Annotated in this window: 20 protein-coding genes and 2 tRNA genes; 11 read left to right on the top strand and 11 right to left on the bottom strand. The window is 48.5% G+C overall.

Annotated elements, in window-relative coordinates; genetic code table 11:
* Positions 1 to 9 precede the first annotated feature (9 nt).
* Genes MHUN_RS13640 through ppsA form a run of 5 tightly spaced genes read right to left on the bottom strand, consistent with a single transcriptional unit; the run spans position 10 to position 5456 of the window.
* On the bottom strand, positions 10 to 618 hold the full coding sequence (locus MHUN_RS13640; protein WP_011449568.1) for an METTL5 family protein: 609 nt from the start codon (positions 616 to 618) through the stop codon (positions 10 to 12).
* The gene (gene dph2 / locus MHUN_RS13635; RefSeq protein WP_048067550.1) at positions 615 to 1556 is read right to left on the bottom strand and encodes a diphthamide biosynthesis enzyme Dph2; all 942 of its coding nucleotides are present in this window, start codon (positions 1554 to 1556) and stop codon (positions 615 to 617) included. Before dph2 ends, MHUN_RS13640 begins: the two co-directional genes overlap by 4 nt.
* Positions 1540 to 2088: a hypoxanthine/guanine phosphoribosyltransferase gene (gene hpt, locus MHUN_RS13630; RefSeq protein WP_011449566.1), complete on the bottom strand. Its 549-nt coding sequence runs from the start codon at positions 2086 to 2088 to the stop codon at positions 1540 to 1542. Before hpt ends, dph2 begins: the two co-directional genes overlap by 17 nt.
* Positions 2069 to 3178 carry a tyrosine decarboxylase MfnA gene (gene mfnA / locus MHUN_RS13625; RefSeq protein WP_011449565.1) on the bottom strand — a complete coding sequence of 370 codons (1110 nt, stop codon included), beginning with the start codon at positions 3176 to 3178 and terminating at the stop codon, positions 2069 to 2071. The genes hpt and mfnA overlap by 20 nt, the downstream gene beginning before the upstream one ends.
* Positions 3168 to 5456 (bottom strand): phosphoenolpyruvate synthase, encoded by a 2289-nt coding sequence (gene ppsA / locus MHUN_RS13620; protein ID WP_011449564.1) that lies wholly within the window; start codon positions 5454 to 5456, stop codon positions 3168 to 3170. The genes mfnA and ppsA overlap by 11 nt, the downstream gene beginning before the upstream one ends.
* Before the next feature lie 157 nt (positions 5457 to 5613).
* Between ppsA and MHUN_RS13615 the strand changes: the two genes are divergently transcribed.
* The 6 genes from MHUN_RS13615 (at position 5614) to MHUN_RS13590 (ending at position 9819) form a co-directional block, all read left to right on the top strand.
* Positions 5614 to 5719, top strand: a tRNA-Tyr gene (locus MHUN_RS13615).
* A gap of 8 nt (positions 5720 to 5727) precedes the next feature.
* A tRNA-Asp gene (locus tag MHUN_RS13610) sits at positions 5728 to 5800 on the top strand.
* 68 nt (positions 5801 to 5868) lie between these two features.
* A complete protein-coding gene (locus tag MHUN_RS13605) occupies positions 5869 to 6696 on the top strand; it encodes a hypothetical protein (RefSeq protein ID WP_011449563.1) in 828 nt (275 codons plus the stop codon).
* Positions 6697 to 6753: 57 nt separating this feature from the next.
* Positions 6754 to 7164 carry a hypothetical protein gene (locus MHUN_RS13600; RefSeq protein WP_011449562.1) on the top strand — a complete coding sequence of 137 codons (411 nt, stop codon included), beginning with the start codon at positions 6754 to 6756 and terminating at the stop codon, positions 7162 to 7164.
* Positions 7161 to 7868 carry a PKD domain-containing protein gene (locus MHUN_RS19800; protein WP_011449561.1) on the top strand — a complete coding sequence of 236 codons (708 nt, stop codon included), beginning with the start codon at positions 7161 to 7163 and terminating at the stop codon, positions 7866 to 7868. The genes MHUN_RS13600 and MHUN_RS19800 overlap by 4 nt, the downstream gene beginning before the upstream one ends.
* 19 nt (positions 7869 to 7887) lie before the next feature.
* Positions 7888 to 9819 carry a tetratricopeptide repeat protein gene (locus MHUN_RS13590; protein WP_011449560.1) on the top strand — a complete coding sequence of 644 codons (1932 nt, stop codon included), beginning with the start codon at positions 7888 to 7890 and terminating at the stop codon, positions 9817 to 9819.
* On the opposite strand, the gene thiL is transcribed toward MHUN_RS13590, so the two are convergent.
* The 3 genes from thiL to MHUN_RS13575 are packed head-to-tail and all read right to left on the bottom strand — an operon-like array spanning position 9807 to position 13464.
* Positions 9807 to 10667, bottom strand: a complete 861-nt coding sequence (gene thiL, locus MHUN_RS13585) for a thiamine-phosphate kinase (RefSeq protein WP_011449559.1) — start codon at positions 10665 to 10667, stop codon at positions 9807 to 9809. The two genes, MHUN_RS13590 and thiL, sit on opposite strands and share 13 nt — an antisense overlap.
* Positions 10668 to 10669: 2 nt before the next feature.
* Complete coding sequence (locus tag MHUN_RS13580; protein WP_011449558.1) at positions 10670 to 12610, bottom strand: DUF460 domain-containing protein; 1941 nt, start codon at positions 12608 to 12610, stop codon at positions 10670 to 10672.
* The gene (locus tag MHUN_RS13575; RefSeq protein ID WP_011449557.1) at positions 12604 to 13464 is read right to left on the bottom strand and encodes a serine/threonine-protein kinase RIO2; all 861 of its coding nucleotides are present in this window, start codon (positions 13462 to 13464) and stop codon (positions 12604 to 12606) included. The genes MHUN_RS13580 and MHUN_RS13575 overlap by 7 nt, the downstream gene beginning before the upstream one ends.
* Positions 13465 to 13608: 144 nt before the next feature.
* On the opposite strand from MHUN_RS13575, the gene MHUN_RS13570 reads away from it, so the two are divergent.
* Together MHUN_RS13570 and MHUN_RS13565 are read left to right on the top strand one after the other, a co-directional pair.
* Positions 13609 to 14325 carry a hypothetical protein gene (locus tag MHUN_RS13570; protein WP_011449556.1) on the top strand — a complete coding sequence of 239 codons (717 nt, stop codon included), beginning with the start codon at positions 13609 to 13611 and terminating at the stop codon, positions 14323 to 14325.
* Positions 14326 to 14368: 43 nt separating this feature from the next.
* Positions 14369 to 15106: an NAD+ synthase gene (locus tag MHUN_RS13565; protein ID WP_011449555.1), complete on the top strand. Its 738-nt coding sequence runs from the start codon at positions 14369 to 14371 to the stop codon at positions 15104 to 15106.
* Here MHUN_RS13565 and MHUN_RS13560 read toward each other — a convergent pair.
* On the bottom strand, positions 15091 to 15795 hold the full coding sequence (locus MHUN_RS13560) for a glucose-6-phosphate isomerase family protein (protein WP_011449554.1): 705 nt from the start codon (positions 15793 to 15795) through the stop codon (positions 15091 to 15093). The genes MHUN_RS13565 and MHUN_RS13560 overlap by 16 nt on opposite strands.
* Before the next feature lie 53 nt (positions 15796 to 15848).
* Positions 15849 to 16595 (bottom strand): DUF128 domain-containing protein, encoded by a 747-nt coding sequence (locus tag MHUN_RS13555; protein WP_011449553.1) that lies wholly within the window; start codon positions 16593 to 16595, stop codon positions 15849 to 15851.
* A 62-nt stretch (positions 16596 to 16657) separates the two neighbouring features.
* On the opposite strand from MHUN_RS13555, the gene MHUN_RS13550 reads away from it, so the two are divergent.
* On the top strand, positions 16658 to 17602 hold the full coding sequence (locus tag MHUN_RS13550; protein WP_011449552.1) for a hypothetical protein: 945 nt from the start codon (positions 16658 to 16660) through the stop codon (positions 17600 to 17602).
* On the opposite strand, the gene MHUN_RS13545 is transcribed toward MHUN_RS13550, so the two are convergent.
* Positions 17599 to 18087, bottom strand: a complete 489-nt coding sequence (locus tag MHUN_RS13545; RefSeq protein ID WP_204222976.1) for a peroxiredoxin — start codon at positions 18085 to 18087, stop codon at positions 17599 to 17601. The two genes, MHUN_RS13550 and MHUN_RS13545, sit on opposite strands and share 4 nt — an antisense overlap.
* A 96-nt stretch (positions 18088 to 18183) precedes the next feature.
* Between MHUN_RS13545 and MHUN_RS13540 the strand changes: the two genes are divergently transcribed.
* Both MHUN_RS13540 and MHUN_RS13535 read left to right on the top strand, forming a co-directional pair.
* Positions 18184 to 19893, top strand: coding sequence for a CHASE4 domain-containing protein (locus MHUN_RS13540; protein ID WP_011449550.1), 1710 nt, complete (start codon positions 18184 to 18186; stop codon positions 19891 to 19893).
* Positions 19893 to 20372, top strand: a complete 480-nt coding sequence (locus MHUN_RS13535) for a 23S rRNA (pseudouridine(1915)-N(3))-methyltransferase RlmH (RefSeq protein ID WP_011449549.1) — start codon at positions 19893 to 19895, stop codon at positions 20370 to 20372. Before MHUN_RS13540 ends, MHUN_RS13535 begins: the two co-directional genes overlap by 1 nt.
* Positions 20373 to 20376: the final 4 nt, after the last annotated feature.

Below are 20376 nucleotides of genomic sequence, written 5' to 3'. Positions count from 1 at the left end.
TATTCTCTTTTAGTTTCGTCTGATTACGTGTATCTCAACCGGTATCTCATACCGGTCACGGGTATGAAACCAGAAGGTCCGGGGTATCGTAAGGCCTGCAAGCACTGAAGTGGTTATCTCGCCCCTACCCCGGATATATTCGGTGATAAAAGGGCCGGATCCTGCATTAAAGATCCCATAGATGACATGTGCCTTCAAAAGAGCCATGTCAAGGAACGGCCGGTCAGCATGTTCGGTCTGTGCCCCGAACGGGGGGTTCATGATAACCGTGTCACAATCAGGAATAAGGGCTAGGGCCTCCTCACCGGCTACATCGGTTTTGATAAATCTGATGCTGCATCCAAGGTCTCTGGCGTTGGCTTCGGCTATCCTGATAGCTTCCACATCATCCTCAACCGCTACGACTTCGGCTCCGAGAAGTGCAGCACCAATCGCCAGAATGCCGGTCCCACATCCAAGGTCCAGTACCGTGCGGTCAGTGATGTCTCCTGCAAGCATGGCCATATGGATGAGTCGTGCAGCAAGTGGTGCCGGTGTCTGATATTGTTCCCGTTCTGCTGAAGGATTATCAAAGCCAGAGACCCGTTGGAGCAGCATCTCAAGCTGCCTGAGTTTCATGATATCTCGTCCACTTCGTACGTTTCAAATTTCCTGACCCCGCAGAGTATCTCAAACTCACAGGGAGTCAGAACCGGCACAGAGAACCTGACCTGGTCATCGTATGCAAGTCTGGGACATGCGGTATTCACATAACAGGGAAATCCAAGGTTCAGGAGCTGGTCTGGCGATACCTCTCCGAGCATGATCCGGTATGCCTTATCTGAAAGAGTACAGAGATAATCTGCCAGTTCAGATCTGCACTGGCCGGTCTTTGATGAGACGATGATGCCAAAGGATTCAGCATTTTGTGCTTTCTGGATAAGGCCAAACCGAACCCTGAGCAGCCGGTCTGCATCCGGCTCTTCAATCCTCCCGGTTATGGGATCACAGGCAAATACCCGTGCCCTGGTTGCAAGTTGGATGCCGATGGGATGGAAAAGGCCGGTTCCGAGAAAGATGATCTCATCAGTCCCTGTCTTTCGTGCAGCATTAAACGAACATCCGAGCACCTGGCCAGGACAGGGGGTCCGTGGTGATGGCTCGGCGATAACCGGCTCAATCCCGGCATTTCTGATGAGTTCAGCAACCCTTGGAAGAAGATGGATGTGCTGGATGGTTGTTACCAGTCCGACCCTTCTCCCATTCAGCCGCGGGATAACGTCACTGATTACCGTGAGGTCACCGTCAACCGGCCAAAGTTCATAGATAACCTGTTTCGTGTTATCAACCGGTGTATGCCCGATATGAACCAGCACATCTGCCCGATCCCGTGCACGAAGGTCAAGATCACAGGCACCATAACAGGGATCCCCGCTGATGATGACCTCATACCCGAGATGGCGCAGGTCATGGGCAAGCCGGGGGAGAAATCGTTTTAACCCCTCCGGTGCCTGGAGTGCCACAGTATGACATCCCCTGGTTTTCAGCCGCTCATGCAGGTCAGAAAGACTGATCAATGATCCTCACCCGGTCGGTCACTTCTATGGAGACCAGATAGGAGTAGGGGAGCTTCAGACTGGGATTTCCTTTCTTAATCACAAAGCCGATATCTGCGATCTCTGCACCAATACTCTGGAGAGATTTGATAATCCCGTTCATGGTCCCCCCGGTGCTGATGACATCATCAACGATGACGATACGATCCCCTGTACAGATCCCGTTGATATACATCTCACCCTTCGAGTACCCGGTGACCTGGCAGACATCACACTCACCAGGAAGGCCGTATTTCCGTTTCCTGATGATGTTCACCGGTATATCGGTCATGAGGGAGATAGCAGTTGCAATCGGTATTCCCATGGCCTCTGCGGTCACGATATATTTCACATCAGTAAGATCCAGAAGACGGATCATACCAACGGCAATCTCCCGAAGCAGGCCAGGATCGATATCTGGTATTCCATCAGTGATGGGATGGACAAAATAGTTATATTCGCCCTTTTTAACAATCGGGCAGGTAAGAAGTGAATTAACTAATATGGGATACATATGATTCTCCAAAATCTGACAGGAATGCTTCCACAACATCGCGGGTGACATGAGGCATACAGACGATACGAAGGTCGCCTTTCCGTGTGTATGAGACCACCCAAGGGGAGGGAACACTGACATGCTCAAAAGTTGCAACATTGACATCCGGGGTAACCTTTCTGTGAACACCAAATGCCTCCATGCCTTCAATCATCCGCCTGGTATTCTCCATACAGCCGGTGACAAGAGCCTTCATCCCTTTTCGTCCAAGATAGGCCATAACGGCATATGCTGCAGCCACCGATGCACCAGGTCGTGTTCCGGTCAGGCTGTATGCCTGCTTTGTGGTGAGGTATGGTGTCTCCACCAGGAGATTACAAAAGACCCGCTCATCACGCACCATCAGGACTCCGGACGGTATGGTGCTTAATCCCATTTTGTGTGGATCTACTGCGATGGATCCAACTCCGGGGACTGAAAAATCAAAGGGGGGGGCATCATCAAGAAAGGGGAGGACATATCCGCCAAACGCCGCATCCACATGGAGATGGACTCCCTCCTGTTCAGCCAATTTTCCAAGGGCCGGGATAGGGTCGGTCATCCCGTACTCCGTGGTTCCGGCAACACCAACAATACAGCAGGTATTCTTATCGATGAGTTCTCCTGCTGCATCGGTCTTCATCCGGTATTGTTCGTCTACCGGGACCACCCTCATCTCAATATCCATCATCCCGCATGCCTTCTCAAATGAGAAGTGTGCCGACGCGGGGACGATGATATTTGGTTCCTTCACATTTTTTGTTTTCTTACAAAATCTCAGCACCTGGATATTTGACTCAGTTCCCCCGGACGTTGTGCATCCGCCAGCAGATGGCTCATGGTAGAGATCTGCAAACCACCGGATCAGCCGGTCCTCAAGGGTGGCCGTACCCGGAAATAACCCGGGATCTCCAAGGTTTGTCTCCATAAAGAGGTTATGTGCCTGTACCGCTACCGGATGGGGTGTTGTACACATGGAGGAGAGGATATGCGAATAGGAAAAGTCCTCATTCCGCTTCGCCTGTAAAAAACAAAAAAGTTCGTCGGTTGAGAGCCCTTCAGCATCCATAAGGTCTTCTCGCCGCATCAAGGATGATCCGTTGCTCGGTCCGTGCAACGGTCTCGCGGATCTTGGCAATTGCATCGATATTGGATGAGACGCTTGTGATGCCGTGTTCAACAAGCCAGGTGACCATGTCAGGTTCACTTCCTGCCTGCCCGCAGATTGAAACTTCTACTCCTCCTTTCCGGCAGGCCTGGATCGCCTGATCAATCAGGGCAAGGACTGCAGGGTGTTTTGGCCAGTACATATCGGTGACATTCTCATTGTTCCGGTCAATGGCGATGGTGTACTGGATCAGGTCATTGGTTCCGAATGATGCAAATTTGATCCCTGCCTTGATGAAATCCTCAACAAGGACTGCACTAGCCGGAATCTCGATCATGATACCAAGGTCGACATTTTCGACATCTACGCCGGCCTGTCTGAAGAGTTCCTTAGCCTGAATAAACTCACGGGGATGAGATACCATCGGGAACATGATACCAAGGTTATCATATCCAAGGTCCCACAGCCGTTTGAAGGTATCAATCTGAAGTCTGAACTGTGCCGGGCTTTGAAGATCCCTGCGGATTCCTCGCCATCCAAGCATGGGGTTGTGCTCAATAGGTTCGTTCTCCCCGCCCTGCATGTTTCTAAACTCGTCGGTCGGTGCGTCAAGAGTCCTGACCCATACCGGTTTTCCGGGGAATGCATCAAGGACGACCTTGATTCCGTTCATAAGTTCTGTGATGAACTCCTCTTCCCGGTGGTTCTGGATATACCAGTTGGGGGTTTTATTGAGGCCAAGGATAAGATGTTCAATCCGAAGAAGCCCCACACCGTCAGCACCGGTTGCGGCGGCACGCTGGGCGGCCTCAGGCATTGAGACATTGACCTTGACAGATGTTGCTGTTATAATCTTGGCGGGTGCCGAGGCGATCTGGACCTTCGCAGTTCCTGCGTCAGGAGTCTGCTGGGCGATTACCCCGTCATAGATGAGGCCTTTCTCACCATCAACGGTGATGACCTGTCCGTCGGTAAGGGTTTGGGTAGCTTTTCGTGTTCCTACGACTGCCGGTGTCCCGAGTTCACGGGAGACGATGGCTGCATGACAGGTCATTCCTCCCTCATCAGTGACAATGGCTGCAACTTTACGCATCGCCGGGACCATATCAGGATTGGTCATGCGGGTGACCATGATGTCACCTTCTTTTACCTTTCCGATATCTTTGACATCCTCAATGATGATAACCGGACCGCTGGCAATCCCTGGAGATGCACCCTGACCCTGAAGGATAACCGTATCAGCAGAACCTGCTTTTGTTTCTTTCTTCATGCCTGTTGCACCTTTGATGGTTGTGATAGGGCGGGACTGAAGGATGTATATCTTATCCCCCACAATCGCCCATTCCATGTCCTGAGGAACCCCGTAATGCTCTTCAGAGACAATACCATAGGTTGCAAGTCTTTTCACCTCATCATCAGAGAGGATCTGCTGTTCCTGCCGTGACTTCTCCACATTTCGTGTGATGGTCCCATACGTACCATCAGCGACGATCTCGATCATTTTTGGAGAGATGAGCCGGTCAATTGTCCGCTCAAGTCTCCGATCAAAGACGTAATTGTCTGGTGATACTGCTCCTGATACAACGGCTTCTCCAAGTCCCCAGGATCCCTCGATGATGGCTAATGGTTCACCGGTCACCGGATGGGAGGTGAACATTACTCCTGCTTTTTCAGAAGGAATCAGCTGCTGTACTACCACCGCAATATTCACAGAATGGTGATCAAACCCCTGCTTTGCCCGGTAATAAATGGCACGGGCACCATAGAGTGAGGCCCAGCATTCATGGATTCCTTTCAGAAGGTGTTCAATCCCTTTAATGTTCAGGATCGTCTCCTGCTGCCCGGCGAAACTTGCATCAGGAAGATCCTCTGCAGTCGCGCTCGACCGGGCAGCTACGACATCACCTGTCCTGGAGAGTTTTTCATATGCGATCCCTATCTCGCTCTTGAGGTCTTCTGGCATCTTTGCCTGAAGGACCAGATCCTTGGCCTTTTGTGCCGCAGATTCAAGCGCATCATTATCATCCACATTCAATGATTCCAGAATTTTATAGAGTGGCTCTTCAAGCCCTGTCTGGACTAAAAATCGTCTGAATGCCTGGCTGGTAACGACAAAAGCAGGGGGAACCGGAAGCCCGATAGAGGCCATCTCCCCAAGTGAGGCACCTTTTCCGCCAACTGATGGAATATCCTCTTTACGGATCTCCTCAAGCCAAAGAATATCTGGAACTCCCGTCATGAAGACTAACCTGTGAGTACGTATTCCATTTGACTTGTAATAGAGGTTTTTCAAAGGATGCCTCTTCATGCCCATGACTGGACAGAATCTGCACCAGTATCAGCCCGCGAAATAGATATCTATATATGGTTGTGTCTACCACCTTATAGAGCACAATCCCGCCTTAACTCAGACTGGTAGAGTGCGCGGCTGTAGACTGATTTGCCGTTTGAGGCAAGAGCGCAGCTACCGCGATGTCCCCGGTTCAAATCCGGGAGGCGGGATATGCCCAGCCCAGATAGTGTAGTGGCCTATCATGTCGGCCTGTCACGCCGACGACTCGGATTCGAATTCCGATCTGGGCGTCTTCTTTTTCCGGCAATCTTCTATAGTATTCATTCCAATACCTATGAAGATAATTCCGGTGCCGTCCATGAATACGAAAATTCCTGTGTTAATCAGTATCTGCCTGGTGTTATTATTCATATTTCCTGCATCGGCAGATATCCTTCCGAACGGGACCAATACCACGAACAGGCAGATTCCTTCAGAGACCTATCTTGAAGTGATTGGTTCAATGTCCTCTCACCAGGAGTATCAGCTGGAAACCAGCAGCCATGGTGGTCATGAGGGTGGTTTTCTCTATGATGGTGAGCGGGTATCATCCGTGGTTTATAAAAGTGATATGGCAACCAATGGGGGATATCTTGCGCAGAGCAAGGGCCTGAAGATCGACGAGGGGCCACAACAGAAAGGGGCCTTTAATGTTGATTCAAAGATAGTCTCCACCTATCTTACCGATCCGGAGATTGGAAGTAAGATGACAGCCTCAGACTCGCTTGAGATGTTCAACTCGGGTAATTACACCAAAGTAAACAGATCTGTCCGAAATCCGCTTGTTGCCGAAATCATCGGTGATTATGTCGGAGGGTTCAATAGTTATTACAAAGGTGCATCTGCTGTTGACATGACCAGCGGTCAGATTGCGACCATGGCCCGGGCCCGCTCTGTTGGAACGGACAATACCATCCCGGCAGAACTTCGGTATCTTATCGGCATTCATCCGGACATGTCATCTGGTATCCCCTATGCAGCCGGAACAGCAAGCACCGAGTTTGTAATGACCAATGAGGAAGGGGCACCAACAAATACGACCGACCTTGCATCCACCAAGAAGATGAATGACAAAACAACGGTTGATGGTCAGATATTCACCTTTGGAAAATCCTTTACCGTTACGTCGGGTCTCTCCCCGACATAAATCCCTCTGGCAGGAAACATATTAGAACACGCTGACAAACGTGTGGGCGTGAATATTATGACGCAGATTCGCGTTTTCATCTTCCTCATACTTTTCATTTTCACCACTCCGGTTCTGATAACTGCAGATTCGTATGATGTATCACCTGCTTTTGATGACCATGTGAGTGGATCGACGAGACTGGTAAACATGCAGTCATTTGCGATGGAATCAAAACTGAAGATTCGTGCGGTCGGCGAAGATGGCGTTCCGGCCGGTGTTGAATATATGGTAAGTATAGCTCCTATCAATGGCACTGATGCTGCAATCGGTACGGTGATCACCGATTTCAGAGGTTCAATCCTTGAAGGGCGGGGAACAAACGTGAATGCATCGGCAACAAATGAATGGCGTGATCATGCCATGGTGAGTGGGGCAATTGTAAACTTTATGAAGTCCTTTACCTATACCTCAGGAATAAAACTATGACATCAGCCAGGTGGAGATACCTTCTTGGATTTTTTATTATTATGATAATACTGTGCACGATGGTGCAGGCAGCATACACATTAAAACCATCCATGCTTCCTTCTCCACCCGGTTTTACCCGTGGTTGTCACCCGTCATATGATGAGTTTGTTGTCTCAACGCTTGCTGCTGATTTTACCTCAGACCGGACAGAAGGGGATGCGCCACTCAGAGTACGGTTTTATGATATCAGTTATGGATTTGCAGATGCCCGACTCTGGGACTTTGGTGACGGGAATACGTCAACTGAGAAAAACCCCGTCCATACCTATCGTGAACCAGGGAAATATGACGTCTCGCTGACCGTGTATTCTAATTACTCATATGAAACCCCGATGGATGAGTATCTGAATACCAGCAGGGGCCAGCTGACCGATTTCATGTGGGGAAGTACTGATCGTGAACTGGATTACATCACCGTCCATGAACGGGGATCCGGCGTCAGGCAGGAAGTTCCTGAAGGATGGTACCCGGAGCCCCGAAATCGGGTGGAGATGCCCTCAGGAGCAGATGGTGCGATCGGGAGTGCCTCATTTAAAGCAAATGAAATTACCCTGTATAACAGTTCTCAGGGGTATCTGACCGAGCGTGGATATAAAGAAACCCTTGATATTAACGGGGCATATTATCTGGTAAAAAGTGTCCCCTATAATACCGGATTTTAACTTTTTTTATCTGATTTGAATGTCGAATTATTATACTCTGAAATTTCTGAAGTGTATACTTTTTACTACACTTATTACTGGATATCTTCTGTTTGCTGGATGTGTAGATGATAAACCAATTGATGTTACGAATATCTCTACAAATCTTACGATCCAGGCAGAGGATAAAGAACAGAATGGTAGTGCAATGGAGGCTTTGTCCCTCTATGATGCGGCAATCAGGCTGAATTCATCTGATGCAGGTCTCTGGCTGAAGACCGCAGATCTTTTATTCAATGAATCAATGAACACCGAGGCAATTATCGGCTATTCTCATGTTCTGACCCTAGACTCTGAAAACAGCTCGGCACTCATCGGGAGAGGTGCAGTCTATGCCAGGAATGGAGATCTGATGAGTGCCCTGGCTGATTTAAAGAATGCAACGGCTTTTCATCCCCGGAATGCACAGGCTCATGCAGGTCTTGGAGATATTTACTCTGCACTGAATGAAACAGAACAGGCACTCCGGGAATATGGGATTGCCATTAACCTGAGTCCGAAAAATTACGAGTTTCATGTGAAAAAGGCAGAACTGTTGTATGACTCGGGTCGATATAATGAAGCCGCTAAAGAGTATGACAATGCCTTAAAGCTCAATTTGAAAGATGCCAGATCATGGAAGCGTCTTGGTGAGATGCTCCGGTTGTCAAACCGTCTGGAAGAGGCAGCGGTTGCTTATAAACAACTCAATACCCTGATTCCTGATAATCCTGATAATCTGTTTATTGAGGCCGAACTCCTTGAGAAAACTGGAAAATACAAAGAGTCGAGGGAAATTTATGCACAGCTGGTCAAGGATGATCCAAAGAATGTTGATCTCCTCGTGGCTTTAGCCAGGGTTCAGAATGTTCTAGGGGAGTTTGATGAATCAGCAGCCATTTCACGCAGCGCCCTCATGGTAAACCAGAGTAATGCCGATGTATGGGCAAATCTTGGTTTTTCATATGCCAACCTGAAGAAATTTGATGCATCTTTTGATGCGTTTAATCAATCATTGAAAATTCAGCCGAATGATCCTATTACTATCACGAATGTCGGATTTTTACTGATGCAGTCCGGACGGTATCAGGATGCTCTGTACCGGTTTGAGAACGCAACCATGATTGATCCTGATGATCCGGCAACCTGGATGCAGAAAGCACGTGCTGAACTTGCACTTGGGAAACGGGATGATGCACAGCGGTCTGCTACCCGTGCAACCAAACTCGCTCCGTATTCGTATGATGCCTGGTACCTTCTCGGTGATGTAGCAGCAGTGAATAAGCAGTATGATGTTGCAAAGGAAGCATTCGAGACGGCTCTTCAGATTAATCCGATGAAAGAAGACGCATTCAAGTATCTGGTAGAAGTCATGCGTCAATTAAACCAGGCATATGATACCATTCATTACTATGATCGGGCAATCGCAGAAAATCCCGATATTCCGATTGCATGGATGAGAAAAGGGTATGCCGCTGATCTTGCAAGTGAATATGGGATCAGTGAGGATGCATACGCCCAGGTTGTCAGGATCTCTCCACAAAGTACTGAAGGATGGACAAATCTCGGATTTGCACGATTTCAGCAGGGTAATTATTATGGGGCTATCGATGCCTTTAATGAGTCTTTGAAGATTGATCCAAATCAGTCGGTGTATTATGTGAACCGGGGTGCTGCATATCAGAAGATCGATCTCCTGGATAATGCATATAAAGACTTTTCAAAAGCCCTTGAATTGAACCCTGATAACCGGGATGCACTCTATGGAATGGGAAAGACCCTGTACAAAATGGGAAAAGTCCAGGAGGCATTCCCCTATTTCAAGAAGATTGGAGAGAATCTCTATATAGCCAGGGTCTATGATTCCCTCTATCAGGGAGTGACATATTTCTCCAATAACTGGAACTACTGGCGGTATTCCTACCAATGGTGAAGGTACCCTTTTTTCGGGAGTTCCATCCCATCCATTGTAATTTTAAGGCCTTCTGATACCCGGCCGATCTGTGTTACAGGAATGGTCAGGTTCTTCATTTTTTCTTCTGAAATGAAAAAGAGCAGTTCAAAGTCCCCTCCCCCATATAATGCAGCTTCTAATGCCACCTGTACATCTGCTTCTGGTGGGAGTGGGATTCGTCCGGATGATATCTCCATTCCCACATGTGATTCTGCTGCGATATCATAGAGAGATATGGCAAGTCCGTCACTGATATCCATCATCGCATGTGCACCCGCCAGTCGGGCAACAGTCCCCTCTCTGACTCGTGGCTGTGGCTCACAGAGATCTTTCCAGAACCGGCTGTCCCCCGTAAGGCCCAAAATGGCTCTTCCAAGGGTACCGGTTACACAGATGATATCTCCCGGTTTTGCACCACCCCTCCTGACCGGCTCTCCATCTCTGATGATCCCGACTCCGGTTGAGACAATGGTAAGTTCTGAGTGTGCGTCAAGATCTCCCCCTGCATACACAGCCCCATATGTATCACAGCAGGCCTGTGCACCAAGAACAATCTCTGCCAGACGCTCCTCTGTATCCAGACCAATGGCGAGCACGATCTGCAGGGGTTCCGCTCCCATTGCGGCGATATCAGATATGGTTACCGCAACCGACATCCATCCGATCTGCCACCCGGTCATCCCGGCAGGGAAGTCAGAGCGTTCGTGAAGCATGTCCGTGGATGTGACCAATGCTCCGCAGGGAAGGGTAAGTATGGCACAATCATCAGAACAGGTATCACTCCCGCACACTGGTCTTATAATCTCCAGAAGGTCACGATCGTCCATGGTTACTTGACCTTTCGTTCACGTTCTGCCAGGTATTCCTTCATCAAAGACTCAAGCATCTCCTCGCTCTTCCCCTTCAGGAACTTGTCATGTTCACAGACCCAGTCATCAAGTGCCTCGGAGTATTTTTCTTCGTCACAGGTTCCCATGTCTCCTTTGACCTGGATCTGCATATCTTTTGAAACTACAACAGGCAGGTTCTCATGCAGGAACACATCACGGAGTTCATGGCTTAAAGTATCCGCTGCTTTTTCGTTTACAATGACCGCTTCAACACCATTTCGTGCAATATCATGAACAATCCCCTTTCCCCAGGAGGCGAGAGTCTTGACATAAAGGATATCTCCTGGCTGGATGCCGACCCGTTCGATAAGCAGACGCACACTCTCACGTGACAGGTCTGGAAGCACTTTTATCGCCCTGGTACCTTGTGGCCGGAGTTCATCCGTCGTCTCTTTCATCCTTTTGAGCCTTCTCTGCAGTTTTTTATTGTTACGTTCTTCCTGCCTGAGCCGGTGCTTGAGGTTTTGGATGATCTGATCCCGTTTTATGATCTCCGGTTCAGCGTTGACTCCCTTTTGCCGTTCTATCTTCATTTCGGCTATTTTCTTTGATAATACCTGGTTTTGGCGCTTCAGTGATAAGATCTCCTGTTGCAGATCCGATACCAGGACTCTCAGATCTTTCACCGTCCCGTCCAGTATCCTGACCCGTTCGTCTGTTGTATCAAGACTGATTTCCGGTTTCTTCTCCAGTGCAGTCCGAACCGGCACTTTTCTTTCACTGAGGATTCTCTCTAACGACTGCCCACGGATAATACCGGCACGAACCTCATCGAGATCAACACCTGGCGGCACTCGTTTTAATATTCCTGAAAATTTATGTCGCCAGTACTTGTAGGCTTCAGCAGCTGCGGTAAGGGCATCACGTTCATGATCATTCCCATATCCGTATTTGCCGGCGAGCTCATACTTTGTCTCAACAGAAATATCCTGACGTGGGGTATAGGGGACAGCCTGGAATGCACGACGGATCTTTTCAACGGTAAAGGGCATGGGAACAACGTCTGAAGCAACAACAATCGGTTTTCCCAGGGACCAGATCAGCTCGATGACATCGGCCATGGTCATCTGGCGTGAGCTCTGGACTTTGACCAGTTCTCCGTTCAGATCAAGAGCTGCAATCCCGATGGTGGTACCGGGATCAATCCCCACGATGAGATATTTCGGCCGTGCGGTAAGGGGCCGGTATTGGATCCTGTCAAGGTGTTTTCCAGACAGGCGGATCTGAACGTCACCGCCCCGCGAGGATGAGACCGGGATCTGGTCACGGTCCTCCCTGACATGAAAGGTTACCCTGGACACACCGCCAAAGGCTTTATACTCCTTTTTCCAATAGGAGAGCCCCCGGTTCTGCAGGTCCTGTTCCACTTCACGGGCATACCGGAGTACATTCCCATGAATCTTTCGTGCATACCGGTTCTGACTCCACCCACCTTTCCCTGGAGATCTGTTTCTGGTTATGGTAATCTCGGTCTCTTTTTCAAATGCAACAACTTCCACACCAGCCCCGTGAAAGGCGACCTGGGCTGCGGCACGGGCTTCTGCAAAGGGATCAAACCGGTCAAAGGTGATATTATATCGTGCAGCTACCTGGATGAGTCCGACCTGACGATCTCCTCCGGTGACTACAACCAGTTTTGTCTTTGACGGAAGCTGTTCAAGAAAACGGTAGAGATCCTGTGTGTGGGGTGCAATCTCCTGGACCGAATCAACCGCAAGGATCTCTGGCTGATACCGATGAACCAGCCGTACCAGCCGGTGCAGCGAGACTGAGAGTTCTTTTTGAATATCGCCGTCCTTGAGTAGTACCAATGCATATTTTGGCTGGACGGTCCGGGATCTTACAGATCCGGTTATGAGATCGATTCCGAATATCAGCACCCGGTCACCAGACTCCTGACTTCATTCATATCAGAAGAGATCCGGTACCGCCGGTGAAAGAACTTTGTGATGGTCTCAAGATCATGGTCCAGGATTTCGGATGCATTTTCATGATGTGGCGAGACCCATTGTGGCCAGTCGATGATCCAGATCTCTTCGCCGTCAAACATGACATTATACTCTGACAGGTCACCATGGATGTAGCCACGCGAGTATGCTGCCCTGACCTGGGCAATTATCTCATCCAAAACTTCCCGCGGATTTTCCAGCGTGCAGTCAGATAACCGGTCACCTGCGATATATGTCATCGCGATAACATTTCTGTTCATCAGGAGGGGCGTTGGGACCCTGACATGGTTCTGAAGCGTGCACAAGGCGAGGTATTCCTGTTCGGCAGAGAAATGTGATGCAAGCACCCAGGGACAATGCTGCTTTTCAGGAAGGTAGTTTCTTCCCCGCCGAACTGTCTGAAATGATCGCTGTCCTATCCGGTGCAGTTTGAGGATAACCGGGCCGGTTCCGAGTGCTTCATAGACTCGTGACTCCTTGCCCTCACCGATACAGGATCCAAGTGAACTGATAATCCCCTTTTTTACCAGATGAGATATTGCCAGGGTATCATATCCGTTAAAAATAAGGCAGTACCCGGGATACGGGACCTGTGAATACTTAACCATTCCTTTCTCCATCAGTTTTGAAAGTCTGAAGTGGACTTCATTGGCAGAAAGGCGGGAGTTGTGGACCAGTTCCTCTTCCGGTACCCAGGAATACCTGCTCATGAGGTATTCAATTGACTGGAGAATGCGGAGTTCATATTTATGAAGGGATTTGATATGGTCTGCAGAAAGGTCCATTTACGTATATTTTATAATCCGGGTATGTTATAGTGCATCGTATCAGATCATAATTTATTCCCAGATTCGAAAGATTTGTCCAAGAGTTCATGCCGATCGCAGGAAAACCTGTAAAGGACTATCAGACATTTTGGATACCATTTTATGAGCGTGATCCATACCCGTGAACCCTGTGTCAGATGCAGGGCACCGTCCGTCATCCATCAGCGTTATTCAGGCCGGTATCTGTGCGCAGTCCATCTTGCTGCAGATGTTCTGGTCAGAGTAAAGCGAAGTATCCGGCTTGATGGAGGACTGGGGAAAAGACCAGTTCTTGCTATCGTATGGGAGGGGCAGGCATGTCTCTCTCTCCTCTCTATTCTGGTGCAGGTAATTGGAACACGACCTGGGATGGAGCTCGTTCTTTTGCATAATGGGTGCGATAGCCCTGAGGTTTCTAAGATCTTACCTCATCTCCCCTCAACCATCATTATCAGAACAGAAGAAATTCAGGGCCGAAGTATCAGGGATAGTGTACTGATGACCGGGGCAGATCGTATGATCAGATGCACTACGCTTGATGAAGAGGCGGAACAGGTACTGGGCTCTTTGCTCTCGGGGAGTTGGACTTCAATCCTTCATGATCCTGACCTCTCCCCGGTTCTCTGTCTGAGGCCCTTTCGCGAGATCCCTCTTGACGAACTGCGACGTATTGCACCTGAGATGAACATCCCTATCGAAAACGAGGCTTATCCTGATCCTGATGTTCATACCTTCCTGTCTTCTCTTACCCGAAATCACCCCTCCGTTCCGTTCTCTCTTATCAGGTACCAGGATCGCCTGTGTGATCTTGAGAAAAATCATTTGCATAGGACCGGCTGATCAGGCACTCTTTTTTCTTCCTCTGATAATCTACTGAGCAGGTATGACAGGCACCTCTCCGGATCCGGATTCCATCATAACGCTTCTTCAGGATGTACTCATATCAGGCTCTTCAAAGGGCTTTGTTATCGGACTTTCAGGTGGTATAGATTCAGCGGTCGCTGCAGCCCTGTGTGTTCGTGCCGCAGGGTCTGATATGGTGCAGGGGTTTTTTCTCCCATCCGCAGTTACTCCTTCAGAAGATGCTGCCGATGTGCGCCTCCTCGCCGAGTCTCTTCATATCCCGGTAATGACGATACCTATCGGGCCGGTCATTGATCAATACAGAAGGATGCCGGACTTTACTGAGAATTCATACCTGGTCGGGAATCTTATGGCCAGAACCAGAATGACGATGCTGTATTATTATGCAAACCAGATGAACCGGCTGGTCTGCGGGACCTCTAATTATACTGAATATCTCCTCGGGTATTGCACAAAGTTTGGTGATAACGCAGCAGATGTTCAGCCGATCATGCACCTCCTTAAGACTCAGGTCTGGGATCTTGCACGATATCTTGGACTCCCTCAAAAGGTAATAGAAAAAACCCCGTCCGCAGGACTATGGCATAATCAGACTGATGAAGATGAACTGGGTATGCCCTATGCGGTTATTGATGAGGCCATCACCAACCTTGAAAAACAGGGATGGAAACCGAAGAGCCCTGCTGAACAGAGAGTAATGGAAAAAATTCATCGGGCAGGCCATAAACAGCGACCCGCACCTCACATAAAAAGATAAAGTTCCTGATACTCTTTTAAAAACGAGCCGGGATTATTCAAAAAGGCCAGGCTCTTTTCATCTCCCACACAGGAGTAGAGTGCCTGTTGTGGAAAAGGTTCGGGGAGCGGTTTTCCATAGCAGGTTACCTCACGCAATTCCGGGATTGTTTCCGGATACCGTGGGTTTCTCTCTCTTCTTCCATCGGCGAACAGATAATATGCTGCTCCCTGCATCTTTTCAAATGGAAGATATTCGCTTGTAAAAGCGGAAGAAACCAGGTTTGCCATAAGAAGGGTATCCTCTGACGGATTGATGGTGACATGTCCATACCCGGGAGGAATCAGGACAAGGTCTCCTTTTCGTGCGTTCACCAGGATGATATCTGAGAGGTCAATCTTTTGAAGCAGGTACAATGCCTCCCCTTCCAGCACTTCATATATCTCCGGAAATGCATACCCGTCCGGAGCAGACTGGTGATAATGGCCCTTGGTTTTTATCCACTCTCCACAGATCACCTGTCCGGGAATCCTGGTTATATCATATCTGATCTTGTGCTCCTCCAGCCACTTTTTATCCGGATCATTTAGATAAAGCCCCCTGAACATCTCATATGCCGGCCCCCCGGTTCTACAGTCTGGGTCTGCCATTACCGTGAGAAGTTCAGAGCAGTCCCTGACATCCGGGTTTACGAGTGGGATTGGCTGCATGTAATTTCATCGACTCCTCATAAATAAAAATATACGCATTACGACTTAGTTCTCTAGAGTTGTGAAACAAATTCCATGGTTGAGATGTCACACAGACCCTTCATTGCCTGCATGGTCACCGATATACCCTCCTCCCTGAGTGCAGCCATCCAGTTGGTACCACCAAGGGCGGCAAGTCCCATGTACTGGGGATCAACAGCCACTCCAAGGCAGGGAGTATTTGGCAGACCCAGGTCCAGTATGCCGGTAAAATAACCCTCAGTCAGTTCATCAAGAACCTCTTCCACATCATCCTCCGCTTCCATGTGGCATTCACGAATATTCCCAAGAATACTCCCGTTGCCGTGTTTCATGACCTGGTGGACTGATGTTATCTCCTGGGACACCAGCACCTGAAGCGGATCTATCGTGGTATATTCGTATTTTATCAGATGGGTAAACCGCTTGGGAATGTTCTCTGCAACTTCTATAACACCACCACCGATTGGATTGGAGGGTATCCCCCGCTGGAGGAGAAGGCCGTCAAGGGTTGTACTACACAGGGTGAGGATGCCGCAGAAATTTTGTGGTATCACAAATCCATCCAGTTCTTCGCCCGCATAGAGAATCCGGATAAGGCTGCTTGGTGACACTCCGGCTTCACAGGTTGCGCGAAACACTGATATTGTCTGCTCAAGGTCTTCGACACGCACGAGTGAGAGATTATACACAACAGTCCCGGTACCCTCAACAGGGTTGAATGTGACCTGCATAGCAAAATCCTCAATCTGGTGACTGACAAACCTGAGGAATTCACTCATGACTCATTGTACGAGCCCGGAGATAGAAAAATATTCTTTTTTTGGACGGTATACAGTACGGTATGGAGCAGCGAACCAGGGAAAAGGCATCACGTGCAGTTTCAGATATCCTAAAGGCAGCGGGATTTGACGTCCATACTGCACCAGCACCCTTGGATCTGTCTGCAATCAGGAATAATACCTATCTTCTGGTCATGTGTTCAGATGATCCGGGTGCGGCAGATTCATACTCTGAAACCGAGTATACTATCCGCGTCGGGCAGGAAGAGAAGATCTGCGAAAAGATTCTAGTGACGTTTAATCCTTCAATTACGGCAGATAATTGTATTGTCTGGTACCCGGAGGAGTTTGCGATGTATGCCGGTGAAGCAGTGCTCGCCCGTGTCCTGGGAAAGACACTGGTTCTTCCACTGGATGGCAGTGAAGAGACTGGTTCATACAAAGCGCGGACTCATCACGAGTCAGAAGGCGGCGTCAGGATCCCTCATCTCCCGGTCCGTATCCACCGTGACGAGGCTGAGGAGAAGGCCGGTATCCCCGGAGTGGCTACCCTCCGGTTCCTTCCGTGCTGGATGTTTAAGTATACCTGCAGAGGGAGTGCCGGTTATAAGGATCAGAATATCCAGTTTGACGGGAGCGGTTCAGGGGCGATGAATGCCATCAATGGCGCGCTTATTGATATTGACGGAGATACCATAACCCGGCGGGAGATCCCGGAGGGGAGTGAGATCTCCAAACCCTCGATATCCCACGCGGAAGCAGAGAAGAAGATTACCAGTCATCTCATTAGTTCTATGACAAAACGAGTCCGGATAAGACAGGTGAAAGGTGATGCCATCTTCTATGAAGAGAAGAATCTGGCCCCTGAACCGGAAAACATCTCGCTGGAGCTTCGTGAGCTCTATGTTCCGGTGTGGCAAATCAAGGGGAAAAAGATAGTCGAGATTAATGCCTTCACCGGGGAGCGTCTTATTGAACCACTTGACGACGGGGTTGAAGTCTTTTAGGGTATGACAGCTTTTAGTTCACGAAGTCTGCTGGTCACCGCCTCGACATGACCTTTCACCTTCACATTTCTCCATATCTCCCGGATGATTCCATTCGGATCGATAAGAAAGGTGGAACGCTCGACACCCATATATTCCTTTCCGTACATCTTCTTTCGTTTCCATGCTCCATATGCCCCGATGACCTCATGGTTTACGTCCGCAAGTAATGTTATCATGAGATCATGCTTTTCGATAAATTTCCGGTGACTTTCCATGGTGTCAGGGCTTACTCCGATAACTGGAATTTCAAGTTCTGCCAGTTCTTCATAGACTGCTGAGAAAGCCAGAGCTTCTGCGGTGCAGGCCGTTGTATTATCTTTCGGATAAAAGTAGAGGATGTACCATGATCCCCGGTATGAAGCAGCTGTATGCATGGTTCCGGTATGATCCGGGAGTGAAAAATCCGGAGCCGGATCGCCAGTGTTCATCTCTTTTTCTGTCATTGAACTCATGCTTTCATTATCTGGTGGTGCAGCATAACCTTAACGGCTGATAATAGAAATATGTAATCGCAATTGTTACTCATTCTGGAGATCTCCATGCGACAGTCTGTATTCGGGCACCTTATTCTGGCAACTCTTATATTCTCTACTCTGCTTATCTCCGGAGTATTATTGGTATCGCATTTCACGGTCATGCAGGGAATTACTGATGCAGAACGTGCAACTGCTCCGGAAGTCGCAGAAAAGGTCGTTCAAATCCTGAAGATGGAAGAGAAGAGCCTGTCATTATTTACCCATGACTGGGGGGTATGGGATGATACCTACCAGTTTGTCCAGGATGGGAACTATCAGTATATCCAGTCAAATCTTCAGGATGGAACTTTTTCAGCATCACAACTTGATCTTGCAATTTATTTAAATAAAACCGGGGGAGTTGTCTTCCAGAAGGGGTATGATTCTCAAAAGCAATCGGCAGTTCCCATACCTGATGATGTATTTGATTTGATATCGCGATATCAGCTTCTCACCGATCCTGATCTGGTTGATCCGATTACTGGTATCATCCCTCTGAAATCCGGTCCGGTCCTTATCGCGGTTCAAGGGATCTACCGGAGTGATGAGACCGGCCCGCAGGAAGGATATCTCATTTTTGGAAGATATCTTGATGAAGACCGGATTATGGAGATATCTGATAATTCGGTATTTCCATTTCAGATTGTTGGAACTTATGCAGATCGGGAACAGTATGTCAAAGCTTCTCTCCCGTATGCAGAACTGGATCCATCAGGTCAGAAGTTCATCATATACAGCGTTATTTCAGACATTCGGGACAATCCTGCATACCTTGTGAAAACTGAAATACCATTCAGAACTCCCTATACATCCTCATTGATACTATATTTGATCCTCACATCCGCCATTCTGTGCGGCCTTTTTTTCGCCGGCCTCATTCTGTATTACCGCAGATATCTGCTTTTTCATCTCCAAGGAATTGCGAATATCCTGGATTCATCACAGAGTCCTGATTGTCAACCCTGCATTCTCCCAAATGCCCCGGTAGAGCTGACTCCGCTGGTAAAGGCAGTTGATAACACCGCCTCCTCACTTCGGAAACATCAGGATGAACTTGCCCGGACCCAGGAAGAACTGGCTGAAGCAGAAGAGCGAATAAGAATTCTGTTTGAACAAGCGCAGGATGCCATCTGTGTATTAGACGGGACAAAAATCGTAGATTGCAACCAGGCCTTTTCTGCTATTTTTCAGAAAGAACGTGGAACATTCATCGGTCAGGATTTGTGTCAACTTTCCGTGCATATAGACAACCGGTATTCATCATCGCTTCATGGATTCTGTCAGCGGATTTTGGATCACCCTGCAGGATCGGGTACCAGGTTTGAATGGTCATTTCCGGTTTCTTCAGGGCAGATATCTGATGCCAGCTCAGATCAGGTCGTTTTCGATATTATCATCCGGGATATCAGATATCATGAGAATAGTCTAGTTTTTATTATTGCCCGTGATATCACCCGCCAGGTAGAGTTTCAGCAGAACCAGGAGCGGCTTTACCAACAACTTGAAGAGAACCTGGTTCATATGGGCGCCTTAAATGATCAGATCAGAAATCCATTGACCATCATCTCCACGTTGGTTGATGAAAATGAGTCTCCTGAAAAGGATCGTATCCTCTATGAGGTTGATAGGATTGATAAGCTCATTGATCGCCTTGATGACGGGTTTATTTCGTCAGAAAAGGTATGGCAATACCTGCATAAGAAGCATGAAAAATTTGAGGATACCGTTTTCTGATGGTCCGGATAAGAATACGTGCGATTGGAAAGATCAAAGAGTCATTCATCCGAGATGCTATCGCTGACTATGCGAAACGGATGTGTTCATTCTGTCAGGTGGAATGTATAGAATATCCTGAAGCGCCTGTGCCTGATACTCATCCCTCAACCATTGAAATGGCATGTGTTTCAGAAGGAGAGAAACTCTGCTCCGGAATAGACTCGCTTGATTATGTTATTATTCTGGACCGGACCGGGAAGCAGGTCTCCAGTGAGGGGCTGGCAGAGGTAATAAGACGCTGCGAGATAGAAGGGCCATATCAATTGGTTTTTATCATAGGTGGCCCTCATGGATTATCAAAGGATTGCCTTCAGAAAGGGAATATCATCCTTTCGCTATCTGCTATGACCTTTCCTCATCAAATTGCACGGCTTTTGTTGTATGAGCAACTGTACCGGGCATTTACCATTATCAGAGGTCTTCCCTATCACCGGTAGCCGG

This window comes from Methanospirillum hungatei JF-1 (assembly GCF_000013445.1).
Taxonomy (GTDB): domain Archaea; phylum Halobacteriota; class Methanomicrobia; order Methanomicrobiales; family Methanospirillaceae; genus Methanospirillum; species Methanospirillum hungatei.
Note: the sequence above shows the minus strand (reverse complement) of the source record. Positions and strands in the feature narration are given on the sequence as shown.

Coding starts and splice junctions, on each gene's coding strand:
- MHUN_RS13640 (WP_011449568.1), bottom strand. CDS start 618: ATGAAACTCAGGCAGCTTGAGATGCTGCTCCAACGGGTCTCTGGCTTT.
- hpt (WP_011449566.1), bottom strand. CDS start 2,088: ATGTATCCCATATTAGTTAATTCACTTCTTACCTGCCCGATTGTTAAA.
- mfnA (WP_011449565.1), bottom strand. CDS start 3,178: ATGGATGCTGAAGGGCTCTCAACCGACGAACTTTTTTGTTTTTTACAG.
- ppsA (WP_011449564.1), bottom strand. CDS start 5,456: ATGACGGGAGTTCCAGATATTCTTTGGCTTGAGGAGATCCGTAAAGAG.
- MHUN_RS13605 (WP_011449563.1), top strand. CDS start 5,869: ATGAATACGAAAATTCCTGTGTTAATCAGTATCTGCCTGGTGTTATTA.
- MHUN_RS13600 (WP_011449562.1), top strand. CDS start 6,754: ATGACGCAGATTCGCGTTTTCATCTTCCTCATACTTTTCATTTTCACC.
- MHUN_RS19800 (WP_011449561.1), top strand. CDS start 7,161: ATGACATCAGCCAGGTGGAGATACCTTCTTGGATTTTTTATTATTATG.
- MHUN_RS13590 (WP_011449560.1), top strand. CDS start 7,888: ATGTCGAATTATTATACTCTGAAATTTCTGAAGTGTATACTTTTTACT.
- thiL (WP_011449559.1), bottom strand. CDS start 10,667: ATGGACGATCGTGACCTTCTGGAGATTATAAGACCAGTGTGCGGGAGT.
- MHUN_RS13575 (WP_011449557.1), bottom strand. CDS start 13,464: ATGGACCTTTCTGCAGACCATATCAAATCCCTTCATAAATATGAACTC.
- MHUN_RS13570 (WP_011449556.1), top strand. CDS start 13,609: ATGAGCGTGATCCATACCCGTGAACCCTGTGTCAGATGCAGGGCACCG.
- MHUN_RS13565 (WP_011449555.1), top strand. CDS start 14,369: ATGACAGGCACCTCTCCGGATCCGGATTCCATCATAACGCTTCTTCAG.
- MHUN_RS13560 (WP_011449554.1), bottom strand. CDS start 15,795: ATGCAGCCAATCCCACTCGTAAACCCGGATGTCAGGGACTGCTCTGAA.
- MHUN_RS13555 (WP_011449553.1), bottom strand. CDS start 16,595: ATGAGTGAATTCCTCAGGTTTGTCAGTCACCAGATTGAGGATTTTGCT.
- MHUN_RS13550 (WP_011449552.1), top strand. CDS start 16,658: ATGGAGCAGCGAACCAGGGAAAAGGCATCACGTGCAGTTTCAGATATC.
- MHUN_RS13545 (WP_204222976.1), bottom strand. CDS start 18,087: ATGACAGAAAAAGAGATGAACACTGGCGATCCGGCTCCGGATTTTTCA.
- MHUN_RS13540 (WP_011449550.1), top strand. CDS start 18,184: ATGCGACAGTCTGTATTCGGGCACCTTATTCTGGCAACTCTTATATTC.
- MHUN_RS13535 (WP_011449549.1), top strand. CDS start 19,893: ATGGTCCGGATAAGAATACGTGCGATTGGAAAGATCAAAGAGTCATTC.